Genomic DNA, 23,326 nt, shown 5'->3' with positions numbered 1-23,326 from the left:
CCGAGCAGGCCGAAAGTATGGTGCACTCGTAGTGACCAAAATCACCGATACGGTCAGAACGAGGTGCAACATGATCGCTCGACGACTCTCGGTCGATGTCGAAGGCGCGACGGTCTCGGTCGCGGAATGGGCTGCGCCGCAGCCGTTCCGCCGCACCGTCCTGCTGCTGCATGGCGGTGGCGTCGACACCGCCGAACTCTCCTGGGGTGCGCTGGGGCCGGCCCTCGCGTCTGCCGGATATCGGGTGCTCGCCCCCGATCACCCGGGCTTCGGCCGCACCCCGAGGGCCACTTGGTCGCTCACGCAGCAAAGACTGATCCAGTACGTGGGCGAAGTCGTCGATGGGCTGGAACTGACGGACTACATCGTCGGCGGGCTTTCCCTGGGAGGCGGCCTGACGCTTGGGCACACACTCGAGCGTCCCGACGGGCCACGCGGCCTGATGCTGCTCGGCAGCTTCGGCATCATGCCCCGACTGGTGGACAGCCCGCTCAGCAGCCTCACCCATTACTCGACGTATCTGCTTCTACGATCAGGACTCCTCGCCGCCATGACCAGGTCATACGCGAGGAACCCCGCCGCGATGGAACACGGACTGCGCTCCCTCGTGCGCGACCCGTCCTCACGAACCCGGGAGCTGGTTCAAGCCGTGATCGATGAGGCCTCGTCGGGAACAGCGCTCGAGACATTCGGTGAATGGCAACGGGACCAAGTGCAGCCCCGTGGCCTGCGTACCGACTACACCGACCGCCTCGGCGACATCGACGTACCCGCCCTCGTCGTGCACGGAGACCGCGACGGCGGCGTCGGTATCGCCCGTGCACGCACAGCCGCCGAGCTTCTCCCTCAGGGGACGCTCGTGGAGGTGCCGGGCGCCGGGCACTGGGTGCAGCGTGACCGACCCGACGTCGTGACGGCAGCGATCGTCGACTTCCTCGAGAACGGCGTCTGATGCCGCGCCCTCGCCGCCCCCACCGACGGACCGCGATTCTCGACGCCGCTGAGCATCTCGTCCTCGAGCAGGGCTTCGACGCGACCAGTGTCGCATCGGTGGCTGCCCGCGCCGGCATCGGAAAGGGAGCGGTCTACCTCGAGTTCGACAGCAAGACAGACATCCTCGACGCGCTTCTGCAACGGGCAGGCGAGCGGATGCAGGCGCGCGTCGATGCGGAGTTGGGCGACGACGTCACCCTCAGCGGCGCCTACCGCAGCGCGATCCGCGCGCTCCTGGAAGACCGGCTCATGACGGCGGCCTTTCTGGACGACCACGGCGTCCTGGGCAGCCATGTCTCCGCCGTCACCGATGGCCGCTACCGAGCGCGGCACCTGCTCGTCATCGAGTGGCTACGTCACCTGCAGCAGCAAGGACGCCTGCGCGCCGACGTCGATGCCGAGCATCTGGCGCTCGCCCTCTCCAGCACGACGATCGGGCTGCTCTCTGCGAACGCGCTGCTCGGGCCCCTCGATCCCGAGAATCTCGAGGGCGCATTCAACGCCATCGCGCGCATGGTGTCGGCGTTCGAGCTCTAGGAAGAAGGTCCGGGATGTACGTGGAGAAGTCGGGCGACGAACAGGGACGACGCGTGCTTCTGCTGCATGGCGGCGGGGTGGGCGGGTGGATGTGGGAACCGCTGCGGGAGCATCTCGACTCGGACATCCGCCTTCTCGTCCCCGACCTTCCCGGTCACGATCGCAGCGCCGGCGAGCCGTACCTCTCGCACGAGAACGCAGTGCGAGAACATCCGATTCAGGATCCCGTTGTCTCGCCCGCAGGTTGCGTCGGTTCTGGGAGTCGTAGCCGTACCGTGCTGGTGGTCCGGCTTCACTCGAACGTCGCCAATCGCATCGTCGCGGTCGCGCTGTGCGCGGCCATTCCCTCGGAGTCGGAGATGACCTGCACGGCGTTGGCCAGTTCGGGCGTGGCCTCGCGGCTGATGCGCTGATACGTCAACGGCTTCAGGAAGCGGGAGACCGACAGGCCGGCGCTGTGCTTCGCGCCGCCCGCGGTCGGCAGCACGTGGTTCGTGCCCGCCATGCCCTTGTCGGAGTAGGCGACGGTGCTCCACGTGCCGAGAAAGATCGACCCGTAGTTGCGAAGGTTGTCGTGATACCAGTCGTCGTCGGCGGTGAGCAGCTCGAGGTGCTCGGGGGCCAGGTCATCCATGAGTGCGGCGGCGGTCTCGCGGTCCTTCGCCACCGTCACCACCCCGTAGTCGCGCCACGCGGCGCCCGCGATCTCGGCGGTCGCCAAGGTCTCGAGCTGGTGCTCGATCGCGGCGATCACGGCACGTCCGTGCTCCTCGGAGGTCGTGACGAGCGCGGCCGGCGAGTTGGGTCCGTGTTCGGCCTGACCGAGCAGGTCGGCGGCGACGAGGGCAGGGTCGGCGGTGTCGTCGGAGATCACCGCGACCTCACTCGGACCGGCGAGCAGATCGATCGCGACGGTGCCGAACAGCTGGCGCTTCGCCTCGGCGACGAAGGCATTGCCGGCGCCGACGAGCATGTCGACGGGGAGCTCACCGAGCAGTCCATAGGCCATCGCGGCGAGCGCCTGCACACCGCCGATCACGAACACGCGGTCGACCCCGGACAGATGCGCCGCATAGACGACCGCGTCGTTCGCTCCGCCGTCCGGCTGAGGCGGCGTGCATGCGATGACCGTCGGCACTCCCGCCGCCTTCGCCACACCGACCGTCATGAACGCGCTCGCTGTCAGCGGGAAGCGGCCGGCCGGGAGGTAGGCGCCCACGCGCGAGACGGGAACGTACTTCGCGCCGGTGACGAGTCCGGGCACGAGCTCGGTCTCGAAATCGGACAGGTGGGACCGCTGTTCACGGGCGAATGCCTGCGTGCGCTCGGCGCCGAGCTCGATCGCGGCGCGCAGGGCGGGATCCAGACGGTCGCCACTGGTCGCGATCTGCTCGGCCGTGAGTTCGATGTCCGCGCCCTGATAGTTGTCGAGCTTCCGGGCGTAGTCGATCACGGCATCCAGACCCCGCTCGCGGATGTCGGCGAGCATGTTCGTCACGGTTTCGATCACGGCGGGATCGCGCTGCGCTGCGGGTGCGTCGATCAGCGGAGTCTTGAGGTGATGGAAAGCGCCGTCGAGGCGGGCGAGAACGGGTGTGGAGTAGCGCATGCTTCGACGGTAGATCGCCCCGAATCATCTGACAACCCACCTCATCCTTGATGATCCACAGGGTCTACCATTGGGTGTGTCCATCGCCCAGCTGACCGCTTTTCTCGCCGCTCTCGAGCACGGTTCCTTCACCGCCGCCGCCGCCGAACTCGACATGACCCAGGCGTCGGTTTCGGAACTCGTCGCCCGCCTCGAACGCGAACTCGGTGTCGCGCTGTTCACTCGCGGCAGTCGCCGGCTCGTTCCCACCACCGCCGCTCTCGAGCTGCGCCCCCACGCCACCCAGGCGGTCAGCGCCGTGCGGAACGGCCTCGACACCATTCACGCGCTCACCTCACTCGAACGAGGCACCTGCACCTTCGGGGTGCTGCGCAACGCGGCCTACTACGCACTCGCCGATCTCGCCGAGACGTTCCACCACCGGCATCCGAACGTGCGGCTTCGTCTCGTCGGCATCAACTCCGCGCACGTCGCGCGCTCGATCGCGAGCGGCGAGCTCGAGGCCGGACTGCTCGTCCTGCCGATCGACGAAGACGGCCTCGAGGTTCGACCCCTGTTCCGCGACGAAGTGGTGTACGCCTCAGCGACCCGAGACCCGGATGCCGGACCGGTCACGATCGACGAGGTCGCCGCTGCGAAGCTCGTGCTCTACGACGCGTTCGCCGGATGGGACGACCCGACCCGTCGTCAGCTGCTCGAGCGCGCGCGAACCGTCGGCCTCGTACTGGAGCCCGCCGTGGAGGTCGAGCACGTCGAGACGGCCCTCAGCCTGGTCGCGGCAGGCACCGCCGACACGATCGTCTCCCGCAGCATCGCCGAGGCCGCCGGCTTCCCCGCCGGCATCCGCATCACCCCGTTCGCAGAGCCCATCCACGACACGATCGCCCTCGTGAAACGGGAGGGAATGCTGCTCTCGCCGGCGACCCAGCGCCTCGCAGAGCTCGCCGAGCGGATGCTGCGCGAGCGGCTTCCCGAGCATCGCGGTCGGGTGGCACTCAACTGACGGGGCGCGGAGATGCCCCCGCCTCTCGCGCCCCGTCGTCTCAGTCGTCTTCGGTCGCGGTGACCATCACGCCGAGCGGCGCGAGATATCCGTTGGGGTCGATGGTCCAGTCCGCGGCGGCAGCGGCCTCGACGACCTCCGGCGCCCACTCGAGGTACACGCGGTCGTCTCCTCCGTTGATGACGAGCACTGTGCCCGTCCCCGACTCATCGGCCTCCACGCAGACATACGACCGCCAGGCGCCTTCGGGAACGGAGAACGCGTCGCCGGGACCGAGGTTCACCGTCGTGGACGAGTCGTCGTTGAGCGTGACCTCCCAGCGCCCCGTCTTGAAGAGCAGCGCCTGCGTCTTGTCGTGGCGGTGACGCAGCACGCCCTGACCGGCCTCGGCACGCACCCATGCGAGGTTGAACGAGTGCGGTTCGTGCACGTTCGGGACCTGGCGTCGGTTCTCCGACATGCCGTAGCCGATCGCCGTGGCGAGCTCGACCCTGCCTCCCTCGACGGCCGCGCACAGCAGTGCGGCGGAGGAGTACTTGCGGTCGCCCGGCTGGATGACGCGCGAGCGCATGTCTTCGACCGTGAACTCGGTCAGCTCATCGATGTAGTGCTGCTTCATCGGAGTGATCAGCGCGACGTCGTCGGGCAGCACGTCGCCGGCGACGGTGTCGATCAGACGGTTGTCGGCTGTGAGGTGCAATCCGTACGACTCGGCTTCGCGCAACACCGACGGCCCCCAGATGATGCCGCCGTTGTCGTCGCGACCGAGCACGGTGTAGAGGATGCCCTCGTCCGGACCCTCGTTCGTGAAACCGCGGAAGATCCAGGTGGGGATGGTGACGATGTCGCCGTCGTGGCTGATGTACTCGCCCTGCGTGCCGTCGACTCCCCAGCGCAGACGGAACTCTCCACCGAGGTTGATGAACACCTCGGCCGTGAAGTGCAGGTGCAGGTTGTTCGAGATGCCGTTCGGCATCCCCGCGGCACCGGTGTTGAACCCGTGGTTCTCCTCGAGGTTCACGTACTGGTTCGCGTTCTGCGAGACACCGGCGCCGATGAAGGCGTAGTTCTCCTTGCGGTCCGAACCGGGGGTGCGGCAGTCGATGAATGCCGAGTTGCACGGGACCCAGTCCGATCGGCGGATCGTCCGTCGTTCGATCTCGGTCGTGTCGACGATGACGTCGCTCATTTCTTCTTCTCCTTGTCGATCCGCGAGTGATCAGTAGATGTTGGTGGGGCCGACGGGCTCGTCGCCGCGCATGCCGGCGATCTGTGCACGGAGGGCGATGTCGTCCCACAGACGCACCTCTTTGACGAGGGCACCCTGGTGGAAGGTGAACTGCGAGATTCCGAGGACGTCGACGGGCGCGCCTGTGAGCGAGCCGTAGTTCGGCTTGCCGTTGTAGGCGCCGGTGAACTTCCACGTCACCGCGACCCGGAGGCCGGCGTACCGCACGTCGTAGTTGGTCTGGATGTCTCGGATCTCGAATTGTCCGGCGGGGAAGGATTCGAGGAACTTCAACAGCGCCCGACGGTAGCCCTCGGGGCGGATCACAACCTTGTTGCCGACGGTCTGGAGCACGAGATCGCGGTGGAAGTACTTCTCCACCTTCTGCAGATCGCGCTCGTTCCAGACGGTCTGGATCATGTCGATCACGGTCTCGACCTCAGAGCGGTATTCGTCCGGGCGAGCGCCCGAGTCGCCCTTCGCGATCGGGTCGGCCGGAGCCGGCTCGGTCCACGACCCGGTGTATCCGCGGAACGCCTGCGCCCGCGCGAGTTCGTCGACGTCGGCGCCACTCTCCAGTGCGCCGGCGAGCGAGTCGCGCACGACCCACTCCTCGACCATGCGTCCGCGACGGTACAGGCAGTTGGCGATCGTGTAGCTGTGGGCCGAGGTCTGCAGCTGCCCCGAGAGCACGAGGTGCGAGCTGAGGAAGGCGTCATCGCCACGTGCTTCCCAGATCACGTCTGCGGCCTGGCCCGTGCGATCGGGGGTGGCCGAGATGCGCATGAGCGTTCCCTCGATCACCTCGTCGCGGGTTGTGGAGGTGCCGTAGGCCCCGTGCACGATCGAGTCAGGCTCGTAGTTCTCCCGGATGTAATGGATCGAACGATCGACCCAGATCAGGTCGGTGACTTCACGGATGAAGTCGTCAGGGTCTTTGTACGGCAGGTAAGCGACCGGATCGAGAGACACGCTGTTTCACTCCTTTGACATCTGAGTCCGCGTTTCGTCGGTGAACGAGGGCTCGTGTCGCCAGTGTATGCGTATGCACAATCGATGGCAAGGAACAGTTTCGCGACACACGAGTGTCAGCGCCGATCGAAGGTCAGCGGACCGGTGCTGCGGAGAGCGTCCGGCGCGGGACGAACTCCGACCCGAACAGCGTGTTGTCGATCGGGGCCTCGCGGTCTTCGATGCGTCGCACGATGAGATCCGCGGCCGCGACAGCCATCCCCGAGATGTCGTATCCGACCGTGGCGAGATCGATGATCGGCCAGGCGGCTTCGGGGAGGTCGTCGAAGCCGATGACGGAAAGGTCTTCCGGCACTCGCAGGCCGGCGCGGTGCGCCGCGTTGAGGACGCCGTATGCCACGACATCGTTGCCGCAGAACAGCAGGGTGGGGCGGTCGACCTGCTCCAGGATCGAGCGCGCCGCGGCCTCCCCTTCGTCGGCGCTGTAGGGTACGCGACGGGTGTCGACTTCGGCCAGGGAGAGACCATGGGCCAGGAGCGCGGCGCGAAGCGCGGATTCCCGCGCCTGTGCGGTACTCGTGTTGCTCGGCCCGAGCACGGCCCCGATGCGGCGATGACCCAACTCGACGGAGCGATCGACGGCCTGCCGGTATCCCGGAATCGGATCCACCACCGTGGCGTCCGCTTCGATCAGCGCGGCCGTGCGGTTGAAATAGACGAACGGGAGCCCGCGGTCCTTGAGGCGCAGCGGAGCCGCCGACTCGACTGTCGTGGTCGCGAGGATCACCCCGTCGAGTCCGTTTGCGAGCAGCCGTTCCACGATGGTGTCGTTGTCGGCGCTCTCGGTGTGCAGCATGAGCTGATAGCCGAGGGCCTCAAGCTGGCGATGCACGGGCGCGATGATGTGCGAGTAGAACTGATTGTCGAGATCGGTCAGCAGCAGCCCGATGCGCCGCGTCCGGCCGGACGACAGTGCCCGTCCGGCTTCGCTGGGCACGTACCCCAGAAGCTGGGCCGCTTCGCGCACGCGAACCTTGGTCGCATCCGACACCCGCGAGTCATCGCGCAGCGCGCGGGACACCGTCGGCTGCGACACCCCCGCCAGCCGTGCGACATCACGACTTGTGACGACCATCTGACGCCCTCCGCTCGATCCATCGGATTCTAACGCCTTGACGCTGCTGTGCATACGCGGTCATAATCAGAGCATACGTATGCAACGAAAGGAAGGGCCATGCCCCTGCACTTGAAGTCCGCGCCGACGAAGACGTTCGCGGACACCGCTCAGCAGGACGTCGCCGAACGCGTCCGCGGGATCATCGGCGACATCCGCGAGAACGGCGACGCCGCCGTCCGACGCTACGCCGAGCAGTTCGACAGCTGGAGCCCCGAGTCGTACCGACTGTCGGATGCCGAGATCGAGCAGATCATCGGCACGCTGTCGCCGCAGGTGATCGAGGACATCGAGTTCGTGCAGACGCAGGTCCGTCGTTTCGCGCAGGCGCAGCGAGACTCCCTCGTCGACATCGAGGTCGAGACTCTTCCCGGCGTGTTCCTCGGCCAGAAGCACGTCCCGGTGCAGGCGGCCGGCGCCTACATCCCCGGCGGGAAGTATCCGCTCACGGCATCCGCCCACATGACGATCATCACCGCCAAGGTCGCGGGAGTCCCCCGGGTGGTGGCCTGCACTCCGCCGATTCGGGGTGAGATCCCCGCCGCCACGGTCGCCGCGATGAAGATGGCCGGTGCCGACGAGATCTACATCCTCGGCGGCGTCCAGGCCGTGGCCGCGATGGCGGTGGGCACCGACACGATCGAGCCGGTCAACATGATCGCGGGCCCGGGTAACGCCTATGTCGCCGAGGCGAAGCGGCAGCTCTTCGGAGAGGTCGGCATCGATCTCTTCGCCGGACCGACCGAGATCCTGATCCTCGCAGACGAGCACGCCGACCCGTTCTTCACCGCGGTCGACCTGCTCTCTCAGGCCGAACACGGTCCCGACTCCCCCGCCGTTCTGGTGACCACCTCGCAGAAGCTCGCAGAAGAGGTCATGGACTGGATCGACAAGATCCTGCCCGGCATGCCCACGCGTGACTATGCCGAGCCCGCCTGGCGGGACTGGGGGCAGGTCATCGTGGCCGACGACCTCGACGACGCGTATCGCATCGCCGACGATTTCGCATTCGAGCATGTGCAGATCTTCACCGAGAACCCCCGCGAGGCGCTCGACCGGCTGCATGACTACGGCGCCCTCTTCCTCGGGGAGAACACGTGCGTCTCTTACGGCGACAAGGTCATCGGCACCAACCACGTGCTGCCGACGCTCGGTGCCGCGCGCTACACGGGCGGACTCTGGGTGGGAAAGTACCTGCGCACGGTGACGTACCAAGAGGTGCAGAGCACGCAGTCGTCGGCCGAGCTCGGTGCTGTCTGCGGGCGCGCCGCCCGCGTGGAGCTGTTCGAAGGACATGCGCGCTCGGGTGACGCCCGCGCCTGGCGTCATGCCGGCGCGGAGTTCGCGTGGATCGTAGAGAGCCACGCTGCCGTCGTGGAGTCGCGGTGACCGACCTCACCGGCCGTACCGCCGTGGTGACCGGCGGTGGCAGCGGCCTCGGGGCGGCCATCGCCCGCGCGCTGCATGGGTCCGGCGCGGATGTCGTCGTCGTCGGCCGTGGCGAGCACAAGCTCGCCGCGGTCGTCGCGGAGCTCGGGGAACGTGCACGTGCCGTCACATGCGACGTCGCGGATGCGGCGTCCGTCGGTGCTCTGCGTGACACCCTCGCCGGAACGGATGTCTCGATCCTCGTGAACAACGCCGGCGTACCCGGACCGGTCGCCGCCCTCACCGACATCGAGGTCGACGAGTGGGACGACGTCTTCGCGGTGAATGTGCGCGGCACCTTCTTGCTCTGCAAAGCGTTGCTCCCCGGCATGATCGAACGCGGTGACGGCGACATCATCAACGTCGCGTCCGTGTCGGGCAAGCGCCCTCTCGCGCACCGCACCCCCTACTGCGCCTCGAAGATGGCCGTGATCGGGCTGACCTCGACGCTCGCTTTCGAGGTCGGGCCCGCTGGAGTGCGCGTGAACACCCTGTCGCCCGGGCCCGTTCAGGGTCCGCGCATGGAGCGGAACTTCCGGCTCGAGGCCGATCGCTCCGGAACCACCGTCGACGACGCCGAGCAGTTGTTCGTCTCGCGTGCCGCCCTCGGTCGGATGATCACCGAGGAAGAGGTCGGAGCCGCGGTCGTCGCGATGCTCTCGATGCCGGGCATGTGCGGGGCCGACGTCGACCTGTCGGCCGGGATGGTCGCGTGATGGCGTCCCTGCGGTCGAGGGCGCGGGCGGGCGAGAAGCTCATCGGCGCTTTGCTGCGGATGCCGTCGGAGGAGCTCGTCGAGATGCTCGCCGTGGCGGACTTCGACTTCATCCTCCTCGACTGCGAGCACGGACCTGCCGACATCATCGCGCTCCGCCAGCACATCGCCCTCGCAGCGGTGCATGACGTTCCGGTCGTCGTGCGTGTCGGCGAGAACGACCGCGGGCAGATCCTGCGGGTGCTCGACCAGGGAGCCGAGGGGATTCTCGCACCCCACCTCGACGCCGCGGCGGATGCGGCCGCACTCATCGATGCGTCGCTGTACCCGCCGGTCGGCAGTCGCGGCTTCGCGACCTACAGCCGCGCCGGTCGTTTCGGCGAAGTCGTCGCAGCCGACCACCGCGACTGGTGGCTCGAGAACACCCTCGTCCTCGGCATGATCGAGTCACCCGCCGGGGTCGGCGCGGCCCACGAGATCGTCGCGATGCCGCGCCTCGACGGGATCATGGTGGGTCCGGCCGACCTCGCCGCGAGCTCGTGTGCCGACGACCCGCCGGTCGCCGACGCGATCGCCGCGGTGCACGACGCCCTGGCTGCGGCGGGTTCGCTGCGCATGGACATCGTCGGCACGCGAGCGGCCGCCGAGACAGCCTTCACGCAGGGTGCCGACCTCGTGGTCTACAACCTCGCTTCGTCGCTCATGGGGCATCTGCGCGACCTCGCGTCACCCGCGCGGTAGCTGCGCCTGCCACGACCGCAGCAGACCGCCGAAAGCCTGCGCGCGTTGCAACGGCAAGAGGTGCCCGCCGTCCAGGGTCACCAGTCGGGCGTCCGGCAGCGCGGTGACGATCTCCGTGTGGAAGTGCGGCGGGCAGACGACGTCATCGAGACCTGACACCACGAGAGTCGGCACCGTAAGCGCGGGCAACCGGGAGAGCAGGTCGGCGCGCGTCAGCTGCATCGCGAGCTGCGCGCGCAACCGTGCTGTCCCGGTCTCGTCTCCCATGCGGAGCGCGCGGGCCACCAGGTCTTCCCGTGCGCTCACGACCTCGGCCCCGAGCAGCGCGTCGAGAATGCTCTCCTGCAGCTCCCGGGCAGTCGCCCCGTTCTCGAGCTGATGCAACCACTCCCGCCACCCGTCGCGCTGTGCATCCGTCGGCGCCTTGGCGTTGGTCGACACCAGACAGAGCCCCGCAACACGCTCAGGTGCGTGCAGCGCGAGGGCCATCGCGACGATCGCGCCGAGCGAGTGCCCGACCAGGACGAACGACCGCGGCAACTCGTCCAGCAGCACCTCGACCTGACTCGACAGTGTGGGGCGATCCAGCGTCGGCAGGACCACCCCGTCCAGCTCGGCATCCGCCCACAGGTCTGCCGTGCAGTTCATGCCGGCGAGCAGCACCAGCGGTGCCACGTCAGCCCTTCACAGCGCCGTCGCTGAGCCCTGCGACGAGGTACTTCTGCGCGATGAACGCGATGACGAACACCGGGATGGTCAAGAGCATCGATGCCGCCCCCGCCTGTTGGAGCATCGGCAGTGTCTGCCCGAGTTGCGTGGCGATGAAGACCGGCACCGTCTTCGACGAGGTGTCGGTGAGCACGAGCGCGGTGAGGTACTCCTGGAATGCGAACAGGAAGACGAAGATGCCGGCGGTGAGGATGCCGGGCCCCATCAGCGGGATCATGACCCGGCGTAGCATCCCGATCCTGGTGCAGCCGTCGATCATGGCTGCTTCGTCGAGTTCGCGGGGGATCTCCGCGAAGAAGTTTCGCAGCAACCAGATCGTGAACGGCTGGTTGATCGCGACGAGCGCGATGGCGAGCGCGAACGTCGTGTCGTAGATTCCGAGCGCGCGACTGATGTCGTACATCGGCAGCACGACCGCGAAGCGCGGCAGTGCACGGAAGATGAGGGCGAGCACGAGCAGGAGCGCGGAGACGTAACTGGGGAATCGGGACAGCGCGTACGCCGCCGGGATCCCGATCACCAGCGCGACGACCGTCGACACCGTGGCGACGACCAGGGTGTTGATGAGGTAGTCGGCGAAGTACGTGGTCTCCCAGAGGTCGACGAAGGCCTGCAGGGTGGGCTGATAGTCCCAGAGCACCGGCGGATTCGCGAACGCCACGTCGGTGGGCTTGGTCACCGACAGCGTCATCCAGATGAAGGGGCTCAGCATGACGAAGCACAGGATGCCGAGCAGCAGCCCCGTGATGACGGGTGGGCGACGGGTCCCGCGACGCTTGCGCGGCGAAGAGCCCCGGGTGACGATGGCCCTGGTGGAGAGCTCTGCGGCGGTGAGACTCATCGTTCGGCCTTCGCTTCCTTGAAGATGCCCCGGATGAACGGGATCAGCATGATGAGGATCAGCAGGATGGTGAGGACGTTGATCGCGCTGCCGAGGCCGAGCTGCTCCGCGCCGTCGGCGAAAGCGACCGAATAGACGTAGAGCATGATCGACTCGTTCCCGATCGACTGCGCCTGAGGTGACAGCGGGATCAGGTTGTCGAACATGCGGAGCACATCCATGATCGTGATGAGGGTGACGAACCCCAGCACCCCGCGAATCGTCGGGATGATGACGCTGATGTGCGTCTGGAACGCGTTGGCACCATCGATCTTCGCGGCCTCTTTGAGTTCAGCCGGAACTCCCTGCAGCCCTGCCAGGATGATGAGCATCGCGAACGGGAGCATGTGCCAGACGGTGTTCGCGATGACCAGGATCGCGTTGGGCACCTGGTCGGTGAACCAGAGCACCTGCGTGCCGCCGAAGAACCCGATCAGCCTGTTCACCACCCCGCCGAAGTTGTCGTCGAAGAGCCAGGAGAACGCGACGGCTCCGACGAGGTTCGGCAGCACGTACGAGACGAGCATGATGCCGAGGACCAGCGGGCGGGACGTGGTGATGCGGTTGATGCCCGTCGCGATGATGTAGCCCGCCACCAGCAGGATCGCCGTCGTCACCACGGTGACTGCCACCGTGAAGATGACCGCGCTGTGGAACCGCGGGTCGGTGAGCGCGTTCGCGAAGTTGTCGAGACCGACGAAAGTCCCGGGTGTGCCGTAGCGGACCTGTTCGAAGCTCCACTGCACCGTGCGTACCAGAGGGAGCACGAGGAGTGCAGCCATCACCAGCAGGCTCGGGAAGAAGAGCACCCAGAATTCACGTGCCTTCATTGGCGTCCTCCTTTGGACGGACTGTGGCCTGAACTCGCGCTCAGGCCACAGTCACTGCTGTCGGTGGGGGTCAGCCGGCGATCTTCTCGCCGGCGGCCTGCATCTGCGCGAGCCCTTCGTCCACCGCCAGGCTGCCGTTGAGCACCTGCACCAGGATCGGGCGGATCTCGTTGGTGATGTCCGCCGTGTAGGGCGAGACGACCGGCGGCGCCACGCTGGCGATCGAATCGTTGGCAGCTGCGCCGTACGGCGAGTTCTCTTCGGTGACCATTCCTTCCCTGGCCGGGTAGGCGGCAGGAACGGATGCCTCGGAGGCGTCTTCACTGACGGCAGAGGCCATCATGACGAACAGCATCTCGTGGTCGAGCTTGGTGTTGAACGGAATGGACCAGCCGTCGATCGACAGGCGGTTGTAGGAGTATTCCGCGTCGTCCGACACCTTCGGAGCGCCGGCGAACCCGAAGGAGTCGGAGAGCTTCGAGTTGGACTCGAGCGTCAGGTCGTACATGCGGCCGGAGAACATGATCGACATCGCGGCCGTGCCGTTGAACATCTGCTGCTGCACCTTGGGCTGGTCGAACGTGGTGACCTGGGGGTCCATGTACGGCTTGAGGGAGAGCATCGCCTCGACCGCCTCCTTGGCCTCTGGTGTGTCGAGGGTGACCTCGCCGTCTGCGGTGACGAAATCGGCGCCCAGCGAGTTCATCGCCGCCTGGAATCCCGTCGAGACGTCGCTGGTGGCGAGCCACGGCAGGGCGATCGGGTAGTCCATGACCCCCGCTTCCTTGATGGCTTCGGCCGCCTCGATCATCTCGCCGAACGTCGTCGGCACTTCGAGCCCGAGGTCTTCGAAGACGTCGGTCCGGTACGCCATCACGTACATCTGCGCCTGCATGGGTACGGCGTAGATATCGCCGTCGTAGGACATGCCCTCGACCATGGACTCGCTGATGTCGCCGAGACCGTAGTCGTCGGCGTAGGTGTCCCACAGGTCGTTCAGCGGGACGAGCTTCTCGTCTTCGCCGAGCCCCGGGATGACGAAGCCATAGGTCTCGAGGATGTCGTACGTGCCCGTCTCGCCGGCGAGGGTGGCGGTCGTCTTGGTCACCTGTCCACCGAAGTCGATCGGGTCGTGCTTCAGGGTCACGTCGTCGGTCGAGCAGCTCGAGACCATCGTGTCGGTGAAGGGATCGATCGCGGAGGAGTTGTAGGCGAGCACGTTGACCGTGGTCTTGCCCTCGGGAGCGGTGTAGTCGCACGACACCGTTGTCGCGTTGTCATTGTCGGTGCGGGTTCCGGCGCCGCAGCTGGAGAGGGCGACGATGCCCACGGCTGCGAGTGCGAGAACCGGCAATGCCCGATGCTTGTTGTGTGCCATACGGCTGATGGTATACGTATGCAGTCGACTTAGGGAAGCCTATTTTCGCATTATATCGCGGGGGTGAATACGTATACGGTCACTGGCGACCGACGCGTCGCTTCTCCAGTGCGCCGCAGAGCAGCACGGCCACGATTCCGGCGACCGGAGCGATGAGCAGTCCCGCTCGCAGACTGTACTCGTCGGCGATGTACCCGACGAACGGCGGGGACAGGAGGAAGCCGACGCGCAACAACCAGGAGACGACCGTCAGACCCACGCCCCGTCGGAGCCCGGGGAGCTCGTCCGCCGCGTGCATCGCTGCCGGGATCAGCGTCGCGATGCCGAACCCGACGGCGGCGAATCCGAGGATCGTGCCGAGGATGCTCGGGAAAGCGAGAGCCAGCGCCATCCCCACTGCCGCGATCATCCCGCCCACGCCGGCGACGACGCGCTGCCCGAATCTGTCCGTGAGACTGTCGCCGAGCAGCCGTCCGACGAACTGTGCCCCGACGAGCGCGATGAACCCGATCGGCGCGACCGCCGCCGCGGCACCGAGGGAGTCGGCGAGATAGAGGGTCGCCCACGAGTTGCCCGCGTCTTCGGCGATGGCACCCGCCATGGCGACGAGGGTGAGCGCCGCGAGCATCGCCACGGTCCGGAAGCTCACACCCCGGCGCACCGGTGCCTGCGCGCCGGCCATCTCGGTCGCGCCGGTGACGGCATCCGATTCGGTGTCTTCGCCGCGCTCTTCGTCACGCCCGGGGAGGCAGAAGCGGAGGGCGCTCAGGGCGACGGCGGCGAAGATCGCCGTGGAGATCGCGAGGTGGATGCCGACGGGCAGGCCGACCGCGATCGCCGCGGCCGCCATGACTCCACCGAGCACGGCTCCGATCGACCAGATCGCGTGGAAGGAGTTGATGATGGAGCGTCCGTACCGGCGCTGCACGCGGAGCCCGTGCGCGTTCTGCGCGACATCGGTGATCGCGTCGCTGGCCCCGGTGAAGAAGAGTGCCATCGGGAACAGCAGTGCAGAAGGGGCGAGACCGGCCAGCAGGTAGCCGAGACTTGTGACGACGGTGCCGAACACCGCCACCCGTGCCGAGCCGAACCGGCCGATGAGGAAGGCCGCCGCCAGGCCCGCCACTATCGCGCCGGCGGGGAGAGCCGCGATCGACAGCCCGTAGCCGACGTTGTCGAGACCGAGCGACGCCTTGATCTCCGGGTACCGCGGCAGGATGTTGGCGAAGAGCGCACCATTGGTCAAGAACAGGGCACTGACCGCGATGCGCGCGCGTCGTTCGGCGGCATCCGGGACGCTCGGATCGTTCATCGCGCCCATCCTTCCATGGGCGCCGGGGGTCAGAGGCCTTCGGCGATCTCCTTGATCGCTGCGAGGCGGCGGTCCCATCCGCGTCCGATCGCGTCGAGCTTCGCTGCGGTGGCACCGAGCTCCGACCCTATGACCCGGAAGCGCACCTCACGACCGACGGGAACCGGCTCGACCAATCCCACCTCCTGGAGGACGGCGAGGTGTTTCGCGATGGCCTGGCGGCTGACCGGGAGGCGCCCGGCGAGAGCGGATGCCGAAGCATCGCCCTCACCGAGCGCCGTCAGGATGCTCCAGCGCGTCTCATCGGCGAGCGCTGCAAACATCGGGATCAGGGTCTCTGTGGTCACGCTGCTCCTTCGGCGGCTTCGGCTTCGACGAGCGCGACCATCTTGTCGAGCTCCTCGTCCCAGCCGGTGCGGTGGCTCTCGAGGTTGGCCAGCGGCGCGGACGTCCGCTCGAAACCGGACTCGACGACCGTGAGCTGCGTACCGCCGTCGACGGACACCAGCGTGAACGTGAAGACGGTGGACGTCGCGCCGTCGAGCACTCGCGGTCGCTCCGCCTGGGCGTCGTCGTTGCCCCAGCTGTACGTGATGTGGTGCGGTTCGTCGAAGGCCTCCACACGCAGGGGGATGGAGCCGTAGTCCGCGAAGGTCATGGTGCCGGTGGCCCCGACGCCTCTGCCGTCGAGTTCCGTGCGCCCGAACCAGCGCGAGATGTGCTCGGGCTCGGCGACGGCGCGCCACACCTTCTCGACCGGTGCCGCGATGCGGATCGTGCGTCGGACGGAGAGTGTCGCCTCGTCGACGACGGAGCGGGGGTTGTCAGTCATATTCACCATGATGGCGCTTCGCTTTCTTCTCGTTGGCAGGAGCGGACGGATTACCACTCATGTGCAACTCCAGGGTTGCACGGATGACTCATTAGTGCAACCTGCAAGTTGCACCATTTCGGCATGTCGCCACCGCGGCATACGCTCAGACCATGACCGACCTCACGCAGCCCACCGGACGCGAGGATGCTCTGCGCGCCGGCCCGCGGGAAGACGGCACCCCGCCTCGTGCGCTCGTGCTCGGCGCGACGGGCTACATCGGCGGTCGCCTCACTCCTCGCCTGGTGAACGCCGGCTACCGAGTGCGCGTGCTGCCGCGCGACGCCGCGCGCGCGGCATCCTTCCCCTGGGGTGCCGACTGCGAGATCGTCGAGGGTTCAGCCGACGATGCGGATGCCGTGGCAGGCGCGATGACCGACGTCGACGTCGTCTACTACCTGATCCACTCGATGACCGCGGGCAAGGGGTTCGAAGAGAGCGATGAGCGTGCCGCGGCGGCGGTCGCGGACGCCGCGGTCAGGGCGGGTGTCCGACGGATCGTCTACCTCGGCGGCCTGCACCCCGATGATGCGAAGCTGTCTCCGCACCTGCGCTCCCGCGTCGAGGTGGGTGAGAGGCTCCTGCGCTCCGGAGTCCCCACGCTCGTGCTGCAGGCGGGCGTCGTGATCGGCTCCGGGTCGGCCTCTTTCGAGATGATCCGGCACCTCACCGATGTGCTGCCGTACATGCCGGCACCGAAGTGGGTGCGCAACCGCATCCAGCCCATCGCCGTGCGCGACGTGCTCTACTACCTGCTCGCCGCCGCCCGCATCGATGCCAGCGTGAACCGGGCGGTCGACATCGGCGGCCCCGACGTGCTGCGCTACGGCCAGATGATGAACGGGTATGCGGTCGAGGCGGGTCTCCCGCAGCGGGCCATCGCCGCGCTTCCCGTACTCACGCCGGGCCTCGCCTCCCACTGGGTGAACCTGGTCACCCCGGTGCCTCGATCGATCGCCCGGCCGCTGGTCGCGTCACTGCAGAACGAGTGCATCATGAAAGACCACGCGATCGACGATCTCATCCCGCGGCCCGCCGGGGGCCTGACTCCGTATCGCCGTGCGGTCGCCCTCGCCCTCGGTCGCGACGCCGCCGACACGATCGAGACGAGTTGGCAGGATGCCGAGGTCTCCGGCGCCCCGAGCGATCCGCTGCCGAGCGACCCGGAGTGGGCAGGGCGGACCGTGTTCACCGACGTGCGGTCGCTCGACACCACGGCATCCGTCTCGGAGCTGTGGCAGGTGGTGATCGGCATCGGCGGGGAGAATGGCTGGTACTCGCCGCGGTTCCTCTGGGAGGTGCGCGGCTGGATGGACCGGCTGGTCGGAGGAGTGGGGCTGCGACGGGGTCGACGAAGCCGCACGGCCGCTCGCGCCGGTGACGCGATCGACTTCTGGCGGGTCGAAGCGGTCACGCCCCCCCGGCACCGGCGACGACGCCGCGGGACTGCTGCGCCTGCGCGCCGAGATGAAGGTGCCGGGCGAAGCGTGGCTCGAGTTGCGCACCACACCCGACTCCGGTGGGGCACGCTACGAGCAGCGCGCCGTGTTCTTTCCCCGCGGGCTGAGCGGACGACTGTACTGGTTGGCCGTGCTGCCCTTCCACGGGTTCATTTTCGCGTCGATGGCGCGCCGGATCACCGCCGCAGCCGAGAGCGCGACATCAGGGGCTCAGACGGAATCAGGCCGCTTCGTCGCCGAATCACCGGACTCGGCATGATCGCCTGATTCGGCGAGCCCGTCTGCAGCATCCACTTCAGGGACGACGTTGATCGCCTCGGTGGCCGCGTCGTAGACCTCGGCGAGCGTGTCATCGACCGTCGCCTCGTCGATCCAGGCGAGATCGTCGTCGGAGTGGTCGTACTCGACGGGAACCAGGGCGAAGTCGTCGCCGTACTCCTCGAGCCCCGACATGACACTGTGCCGGACGGCTGCCCGCGCATAGCGCTCCCGCAGGATCATCGGGTCGCGCCGCAGATCTTTCATGAACGCGACCATCATGAATCCCATGATCACCGCGAACGGCAGGGCGGCGATGATCGTGGCGTTCTGCAGCGACTGCAGACCACTCCCCTCCTCCCCGCTGACAAGAAGCACGGCCGCGATCACACCGACCAGCGAGCCCCAGACGATCGTGACCCAGCGCGACGGTTCCGGTCGGCCCTGCTGCGACAGCGTGCCCATCACGAGCGACGAGGAGTCGGCACCGGTGATGAAGAAGATCGAGATCAGCAGGATGAGCAGGATGCTGGTGATCAGCGGGAACGGGAGGTTCTCGAGCACCCCGAAGAGAACCTGCTCCGGCGGGTCCACGGTGAGTCCGGCACCGTCCATCTGCTGCTGAATGGCAGTGGTGCCGAAGATCGCGAACCACACCAGCGAGATGGCGGACGGCACGAGGATCACGACCGAGACGAACTGACGCAGCGTCCGTCCGCGGGAGATCTTCGCGATGAACATGCCCACGAACGGCGACCACGAGATCCACCATGCCCAGTAGAAGATGGTCCAGCCCGAAAGGAACGCCTGGGTCTCTTCACCCTGTGAGGCCGAGCGGGCGACCATCTGGGGCAGGTCGCCGATGAACTCCACCGCGATGGAGGGGATCACGTTGAGGATGAGCAGCGTCGGGCCGACGAAGAACACGAAGAAGGCCAGCACGAGCGCCATCACCGCGTTGATGTTCGACAGCGCGCGGATGCCCTTCGAGACGCCCGAGACCGCCGAGGCGATGAAGCACGCGGTCAGGACGGCGATGACGACGATCAGCACGCCGTTGCCGAGTTCGCCGATGCCGCCGATGATCTCGACACCGTGCCCGATCTGCAGAGCACCCAGACCGAGGGATGCTGCGGTGCCGAACAGCGTGACGATGATGGCGAAGATGTCGATGGTGCGTCCGAGCGGCCCAGCCGTGCGCCCTTCGCCCAGAAGTGGAGCGAAGATCGACGAGATCAGCGGAGTGCGTCCGCGGCGGAAAGCTCCGTAGGCGATGGCGCCACCGACGAGGGCGTAGAACGACCAGGCCTGCGGACCCCAGTGGTAGAGCACCTGCGCCTGGGCGGTGTGCATGGCCTCGAGAGTGTTCGCCTCGACGGTGCCGGGCGGCGGATTCTCGAAGAACGTCAGCGGTTCGGCCGCGCCCCAGAACACCAGGCCGATGCCCATGCCGGCGGCGAACAGCATCGAGATCCAGGAGAACATCGAGAACTGCGGTTCTTCGTCATCGCGTCCCAGGGGGATGCGGCCGTAGCGACTGAAGCCGACGAACAGCATGAACACCAGGACGATCGTGGCGATGGTGGTGAAGAAGAAGCCGAAGTACTCCACGACCCAGCCGAGCGCGGCCGAGGTGGTGCCGGCGAGGTTGTCGCCGGCGAACACTCCCCAGGCGATGAACGCCACCACGAGGGTCAGCGCGACGCCGAAGACGAGCGGGTCGGTGCGGTACGTGCGGCCGGTCTCCTCGACCCCGACCCCGGGAACGAGCGCCGGGTGCACCCCGCGAGGGGGAACGGCCGAGATGTCACGGACGATCTTGCTGGCTGCCTCGCCCGCTTTGGCAGGGAGGCGTACGGCGCCGGTGCCTTCGGAGCGTGCGGGCGGCTTCTCGTCAGGGGTCTTCATGGAAGACGATTCTCCCATGGTCGCGAGAGGCGCACACGACGATCAGCGCGACGGGCGGCGACCCACCCCGGCGAAGAGCGAGTGCAGCAGCGGCAGAACAGACACGCACAGGAGCGTGATGCCCAGCGGCGGAAGCGGCGTCACGAGCAGGGCGCCACCGACGAGCATCGCGGCGAACAGCACCCCGGAGGTGATCCGGCGGGCGATTCCTTCGAGGCGATCGAGGCGCCGTTCGAGCCGGGAGGTGTCGAACGACACGTTGCCGTCGTCGATGCGCGTGATGATGTTGTCGATCCGCTGCGGGAGCCGCATCGAGACCGTCGCCATCGTCATGGCCTGCTTCGCGACGTCTTGCACGAGGTTTCCCGATTCGTCCCGCAGCAGCCGCCCGGCGTACGGTTCGGCGGCATCCCAGACGTTGAACGCCGGGTTGAGTCCGCTGCACATTCCTGACGTCAACGAGACGGCGCGGATCAGCAGCAGCATGTTCTCGGGAAGCTGGAGCGGCAGCGAGCGCACCATGTCGCCGAACTCGTCGGCGAAGGCACTGAACTCGCGCGGGTCGACCGTGCTGAGTTCGGCGAAACCCATGCCACCGAAGCGGGCGAAGAGGGCGGCGAGCGCGCGCTCGAGTTCGGCGGTGTCGGCGGAGGGCAGCAGGACGCCGATCTCCTTCGCCGCGGTGACCAGGCCGCGGCTGTCTCGGCCCGCGACTGCGATGAGGAGTGTACGGAGGCCTGCGCGGAGGTTGTCCGGCACCTCGGCCATCATCCCGAAGTCGATGAACGTGAGACGGAAGTTGCGCCCGTTGTTCTCCGCCACCTCCGTGGACGGGATCGGGGTGACGAAGATGTTGCCGGGGTGCGGATCGGCGTGCACGAAACTGTGCGTGAACACCTGGTCGAACATGACCTCGGCGAACACGTCCGCAACGGCGGATGGATCGATGCCGGCCGCGCGGAGCCCGTCGAGATCGTTGATCTTGATGGCGGTGACGTCGGACAGGGTCAGCACCCGACGGGTCGACCGCTCCCAGACGATCTCCGGGGTGTCGACGCGAGGGTCGTCAGTGAAATTCTCGCGGAAGCGTTCGGCGCTCGCAGCTTCGTGCAGGTAGTCGATCTCCTGCAGGCTGGTCGTGGCGAACTCTTCGACGAGAGCGGGCGCATCGACGCGGTCGGCGACGAGGCGGACGCGCGTCAACCAGCGGCCGACGCGACGGAGTGCGGCGAGATCGACCGCGACGATCCCGTCGATCCCCGGACGCTGCACCTTCACGATGACGTTCTCGAGACCGGTGTCTGCGGTGTCGACGTCGTTCAATCGGGCGCGATGCGCCTGGCCGAGGGATGCTGCCGCCACGGGGTTCTCGTCGAACCACGCGTACGCGCGCTCCAGCGGCATCCCGAGCTCTGCCTCCGCGACGACGCGGATGCCGGAGAACGGCACAGCGGGGACCTCGTCCTGCAGCCCTTCGAGCTCGGCGGTGATCTCGGGCGGGAGCACGTCGAGGCGCGACGACATGAACTGGCCGACCTTGATCATCAGGCCGCCGAGTTCGACCGCGAGAACGTGGAACCGGCGGGCGAACTTCTGCATCCGCGGTGCACGTGTGCGCTCGGCGACCGAACTGAGTCCGAACCGGGGCAGCACGAGTTCGTACCACCAGATCTTGATGAACTCGCGCGCAGCGAAGGACAGGATGCGACGGTACCGAGCACGATGCACGCCCTGTGCCGCGGCATCCGTCATCGGTGGTTCCTCTCGGTCACCCCGGTGTCAGTCTTGAGCGAGGATCGAGTAGAGCTTACGGCGAGCGTCGTCGAGGACGTCGACTGCGCTCTGCACCTGCTCAGGAGATCCGCTGCGGCCGACCTGGGCGGCGGCAGCCGCGAGATCGACGCCCGCCTTGGGGAGGGCGCTGAATCGCGGGTCGTTGCGGTGGCCGTCTTTGTCGGACGACTCCCACGGCGCACGGGTGCCCGTGGCCTCTGCGGCGACCGCGCGTCCCGCCTCGGTGAGCGAGTAGGTCTTGCGACCGTTCTGCTCCTCCGCGGAGATGAGGCCTTCGTCGGCGAGCAGCTGGAGTGTCGGGTAGACGGATCCGGCGCTGGGCTTCCACGAGCCGCCGCTGCGTTCGGCGATCTCGTTGATGATCTGGTAGCCGTGCATCGGCTTCTCGGTGAGCAGCGACAGCACGGCGGTGCGGACGTCACCCTTGGCCATGCGCGAGCCGCCGGACGGGCGCTGTTCGAAGGTCTTGCGAAGCTGGTCCATCGCCTCGAAGATTCCGCCGGCGGGGCCGTTGGCGCCGCCGAACAGGCTGCCGAAGTTGTTGGCGCCGTCGTTGCTGCCGGGGCCGCTGAAGGGGAATGTGTTGTTCATGATGCCTCCATACCTGGGGTGTCGAACGATACTCAACGATATATCGTTAACCCTGAGGGTGGGGTGGGAGTTTCAGCGCCCGCTCACGGCGCGAGAGTGAGAATCTCCGCCCCCGTCTCGGTGATCGCGATCGTGTGCTCGCTGTGCGCGGTGCGGCATCCGGTCGCACTGCGCAGCGTCCAGCCGTCGGCATCCGTGATGAGCTCGTCGGTGTCGACCATCACCCAGGGCTCGAGCGCGAGGAGGAGGCCCGGACGGAGCTTGTAGCCGCGGCCGGGACGACCGTCGTTGGCCACATGCGGGTCCTGGTGCATGGTCGAGCCGATCCCGTGCCCGCCGAACTCGAGGTTGATCGGGTAGCCGGCCGCGCTCAGAACAGTGCCGATCGCGTGGGACAGGTCACCGATGCGGGCACCGGGACGGGCCGCGGCGATGGCTGCGGCGAGCGCCCGCTCGGTCGTCTCGATCATGGCGAGGTCGCGCGGCGCCGGGGAGTCGCCGATGACGAAGCTGATCGCCGCGTCGGCGGAGACGCCCGACAGGGTGACGGCCAGGTCGAGGGTCAGCAGGTCGCCGTCGACGAGCGCATAGTCGTGGGGCATGCCGTGGAGCACGGCGTCATTGACCGCGGTGCAGACGTAGTGGCCGAAGGGTCCGCGGCCGAACGAGGGTGCGTAGTCGACGTAGCAGGACACGGCTCCGGCATCCTCGATCATCTGCTTCGTCCAGCGGTCGAGGTCGAGCAGGTTGACGCCCACCCCGGCGCGGTTCTTCAGAGACTGCAGGATGCGGCCGACGAGCGCGCCGGCGTCGCGGGCTCGATCGAGTTCGGTGGCGGTGAGGATCTCGATCATGTCGCCCGTTCTGTTGTTTCGAATAACTATCCCGGTAATAGTATCCCGGTATTAGTATGGG

At 67.3% G+C, this 23,326-nt stretch carries 21 protein-coding genes and 2 pseudogenes; 8 read left to right on the top strand and 15 right to left on the bottom strand.

What is annotated here, in order from left to right; genetic code table 11:
• Nucleotides 1-70: 70 nt before the first annotated feature.
• The 3 genes and pseudogenes from D7252_RS06435 to D7252_RS20340 all read left to right on the top strand — a co-directional run.
• Nucleotides 71-952, top strand: a complete 882-nt coding sequence (locus D7252_RS06435) for an alpha/beta fold hydrolase (protein WP_120774619.1) — start codon at nucleotides 71-73, stop codon at nucleotides 950-952.
• A complete protein-coding gene (locus tag D7252_RS06430; protein WP_120774618.1) occupies nucleotides 952-1,530 on the top strand; it encodes a TetR/AcrR family transcriptional regulator in 579 nt (192 codons plus the stop codon). The genes D7252_RS06435 and D7252_RS06430 overlap by 1 nt, the downstream gene beginning before the upstream one ends.
• 14 nt (nucleotides 1,531-1,544) lie before the next feature.
• A pseudogene (locus D7252_RS20340) lies at nucleotides 1,545-1,700 on the top strand (alpha/beta fold hydrolase); the annotation flags it as partial.
• Between the two features lie 122 nt (nucleotides 1,701-1,822).
• Here the strand turns inward: D7252_RS20340 and hisD (D7252_RS20335) are convergent.
• On the bottom strand, nucleotides 1,823-3,139 hold the full coding sequence (gene hisD, locus D7252_RS20335) for a histidinol dehydrogenase (RefSeq protein ID WP_120774616.1): 1,317 nt from the start codon (nucleotides 3,137-3,139) through the stop codon (nucleotides 1,823-1,825).
• 76 nt (nucleotides 3,140-3,215) lie between these two features.
• Here hisD (D7252_RS20335) and D7252_RS06415 point away from each other — a divergent pair, with 76 nt between their 5' ends.
• Nucleotides 3,216-4,142, top strand: coding sequence for a LysR family transcriptional regulator (locus tag D7252_RS06415; protein ID WP_120774615.1), 927 nt, complete (start codon nucleotides 3,216-3,218; stop codon nucleotides 4,140-4,142).
• A 40-nt stretch (nucleotides 4,143-4,182) separates the two neighbouring features.
• Here the strand turns inward: D7252_RS06415 and D7252_RS06410 are convergent, their stop codons facing one another.
• The 3 genes from D7252_RS06410 to D7252_RS06400 all read right to left on the bottom strand — a co-directional run bounded on the left by D7252_RS06410 (nucleotide 4,183) and on the right by D7252_RS06400 (nucleotide 7,477).
• The gene (locus tag D7252_RS06410) at nucleotides 4,183-5,331 is read right to left on the bottom strand and encodes a hypothetical protein (protein WP_120774614.1); all 1,149 of its coding nucleotides are present in this window, start codon (nucleotides 5,329-5,331) and stop codon (nucleotides 4,183-4,185) included.
• A gap of 30 nt (nucleotides 5,332-5,361) precedes the next feature.
• Nucleotides 5,362-6,342, bottom strand: a complete 981-nt coding sequence (locus tag D7252_RS06405; RefSeq protein WP_120774613.1) for an ester cyclase — start codon at nucleotides 6,340-6,342, stop codon at nucleotides 5,362-5,364.
• A 133-nt stretch (nucleotides 6,343-6,475) separates the two neighbouring features.
• A complete protein-coding gene (locus D7252_RS06400) occupies nucleotides 6,476-7,477 on the bottom strand; it encodes a LacI family DNA-binding transcriptional regulator (RefSeq protein WP_183055201.1) in 1,002 nt (333 codons plus the stop codon).
• A gap of 99 nt (nucleotides 7,478-7,576) precedes the next feature.
• Here D7252_RS06400 and hisD (D7252_RS06395) point away from each other — a divergent pair, with 99 nt between their 5' ends.
• The 3 genes from hisD (D7252_RS06395) to D7252_RS06385 are packed head-to-tail and all read left to right on the top strand — an operon-like array spanning nucleotide 7,577 to nucleotide 10,400.
• Nucleotides 7,577-8,905, top strand: a complete 1,329-nt coding sequence (gene hisD, locus D7252_RS06395; RefSeq protein ID WP_120774611.1) for a histidinol dehydrogenase — start codon at nucleotides 7,577-7,579, stop codon at nucleotides 8,903-8,905.
• Nucleotides 8,902-9,660: an SDR family NAD(P)-dependent oxidoreductase gene (locus tag D7252_RS06390; RefSeq protein ID WP_120774610.1), complete on the top strand. Its 759-nt coding sequence runs from the start codon at nucleotides 8,902-8,904 to the stop codon at nucleotides 9,658-9,660. Before hisD (D7252_RS06395) ends, D7252_RS06390 begins: the two co-directional genes overlap by 4 nt.
• Nucleotides 9,660-10,400 carry an HpcH/HpaI aldolase/citrate lyase family protein gene (locus D7252_RS06385; RefSeq protein ID WP_120774609.1) on the top strand — a complete coding sequence of 247 codons (741 nt, stop codon included), beginning with the start codon at nucleotides 9,660-9,662 and terminating at the stop codon, nucleotides 10,398-10,400. The genes D7252_RS06390 and D7252_RS06385 overlap by 1 nt, the downstream gene beginning before the upstream one ends.
• On the opposite strand, the gene D7252_RS06380 is transcribed toward D7252_RS06385, so the two are convergent.
• The 7 genes from D7252_RS06380 to D7252_RS06350 all read right to left on the bottom strand — a co-directional run bounded on the left by D7252_RS06380 (nucleotide 10,386) and on the right by D7252_RS06350 (nucleotide 16,361).
• Complete coding sequence (locus tag D7252_RS06380; protein ID WP_120774608.1) at nucleotides 10,386-11,075, bottom strand: alpha/beta fold hydrolase; 690 nt, start codon at nucleotides 11,073-11,075, stop codon at nucleotides 10,386-10,388. The genes D7252_RS06385 and D7252_RS06380 overlap by 15 nt on opposite strands.
• A 1-nt stretch (nucleotide 11,076) precedes the next feature.
• Entirely contained in the window at nucleotides 11,077-11,970 is an 894-nt protein-coding gene (locus D7252_RS06375) for a carbohydrate ABC transporter permease (protein WP_120774607.1), read from the bottom strand.
• Entirely contained in the window at nucleotides 11,967-12,839 is an 873-nt protein-coding gene (locus D7252_RS06370) for a carbohydrate ABC transporter permease (protein ID WP_120774606.1), read from the bottom strand. Before D7252_RS06370 ends, D7252_RS06375 begins: the two co-directional genes overlap by 4 nt.
• 70 nt (nucleotides 12,840-12,909) lie before the next feature.
• Nucleotides 12,910-14,217 (bottom strand): ABC transporter substrate-binding protein, encoded by a 1,308-nt coding sequence (locus tag D7252_RS06365; RefSeq protein ID WP_120774605.1) that lies wholly within the window; start codon nucleotides 14,215-14,217, stop codon nucleotides 12,910-12,912.
• 79 nt (nucleotides 14,218-14,296) lie between these two features.
• Nucleotides 14,297-15,529, bottom strand: coding sequence for an MFS transporter (locus D7252_RS06360; RefSeq protein ID WP_120776845.1), 1,233 nt, complete (start codon nucleotides 15,527-15,529; stop codon nucleotides 14,297-14,299).
• Nucleotides 15,530-15,558: 29 nt separating this feature from the next.
• Nucleotides 15,559-15,876, bottom strand: a complete 318-nt coding sequence (locus D7252_RS06355) for a metalloregulator ArsR/SmtB family transcription factor (protein WP_259461060.1) — start codon at nucleotides 15,874-15,876, stop codon at nucleotides 15,559-15,561.
• Nucleotides 15,873-16,361: an SRPBCC domain-containing protein gene (locus D7252_RS06350; protein WP_251050652.1), complete on the bottom strand. Its 489-nt coding sequence runs from the start codon at nucleotides 16,359-16,361 to the stop codon at nucleotides 15,873-15,875. Before D7252_RS06350 ends, D7252_RS06355 begins: the two co-directional genes overlap by 4 nt.
• A 152-nt stretch (nucleotides 16,362-16,513) precedes the next feature.
• Between D7252_RS06350 and D7252_RS06345 the strand changes: the two are divergent.
• Nucleotides 16,514-18,119, top strand: a pseudogene (locus tag D7252_RS06345) (SDR family oxidoreductase).
• On the opposite strand, the gene D7252_RS06340 reads toward D7252_RS06345, so the two are convergent.
• The 4 genes from D7252_RS06340 to map form a co-directional block, all read right to left on the bottom strand.
• Nucleotides 18,071-20,026 (bottom strand): BCCT family transporter, encoded by a 1,956-nt coding sequence (locus D7252_RS06340; protein WP_251050651.1) that lies wholly within the window; start codon nucleotides 20,024-20,026, stop codon nucleotides 18,071-18,073. The pseudogene D7252_RS06345 and the gene D7252_RS06340 sit on opposite strands and share 49 nt — an antisense overlap.
• A 42-nt stretch (nucleotides 20,027-20,068) precedes the next feature.
• Nucleotides 20,069-21,778: an AarF/ABC1/UbiB kinase family protein gene (locus D7252_RS06335; protein ID WP_120774603.1), complete on the bottom strand. Its 1,710-nt coding sequence runs from the start codon at nucleotides 21,776-21,778 to the stop codon at nucleotides 20,069-20,071.
• 27 nt (nucleotides 21,779-21,805) lie between these two features.
• Nucleotides 21,806-22,411 (bottom strand): PadR family transcriptional regulator, encoded by a 606-nt coding sequence (locus tag D7252_RS06330; protein ID WP_120774602.1) that lies wholly within the window; start codon nucleotides 22,409-22,411, stop codon nucleotides 21,806-21,808.
• A gap of 83 nt (nucleotides 22,412-22,494) precedes the next feature.
• Nucleotides 22,495-23,265, bottom strand: coding sequence for a type I methionyl aminopeptidase (gene map, locus D7252_RS06325; RefSeq protein ID WP_120774601.1), 771 nt, complete (start codon nucleotides 23,263-23,265; stop codon nucleotides 22,495-22,497).
• Between the last annotated feature and the right edge of the window lie 61 nt (nucleotides 23,266-23,326).

This window comes from Microbacterium sp. CGR2 (assembly GCF_003626735.1).
GTDB lineage: Bacteria > Actinomycetota > Actinomycetes > Actinomycetales > Microbacteriaceae > Microbacterium.
This window is presented reverse-complemented; position numbering and strand designations above follow the sequence as displayed.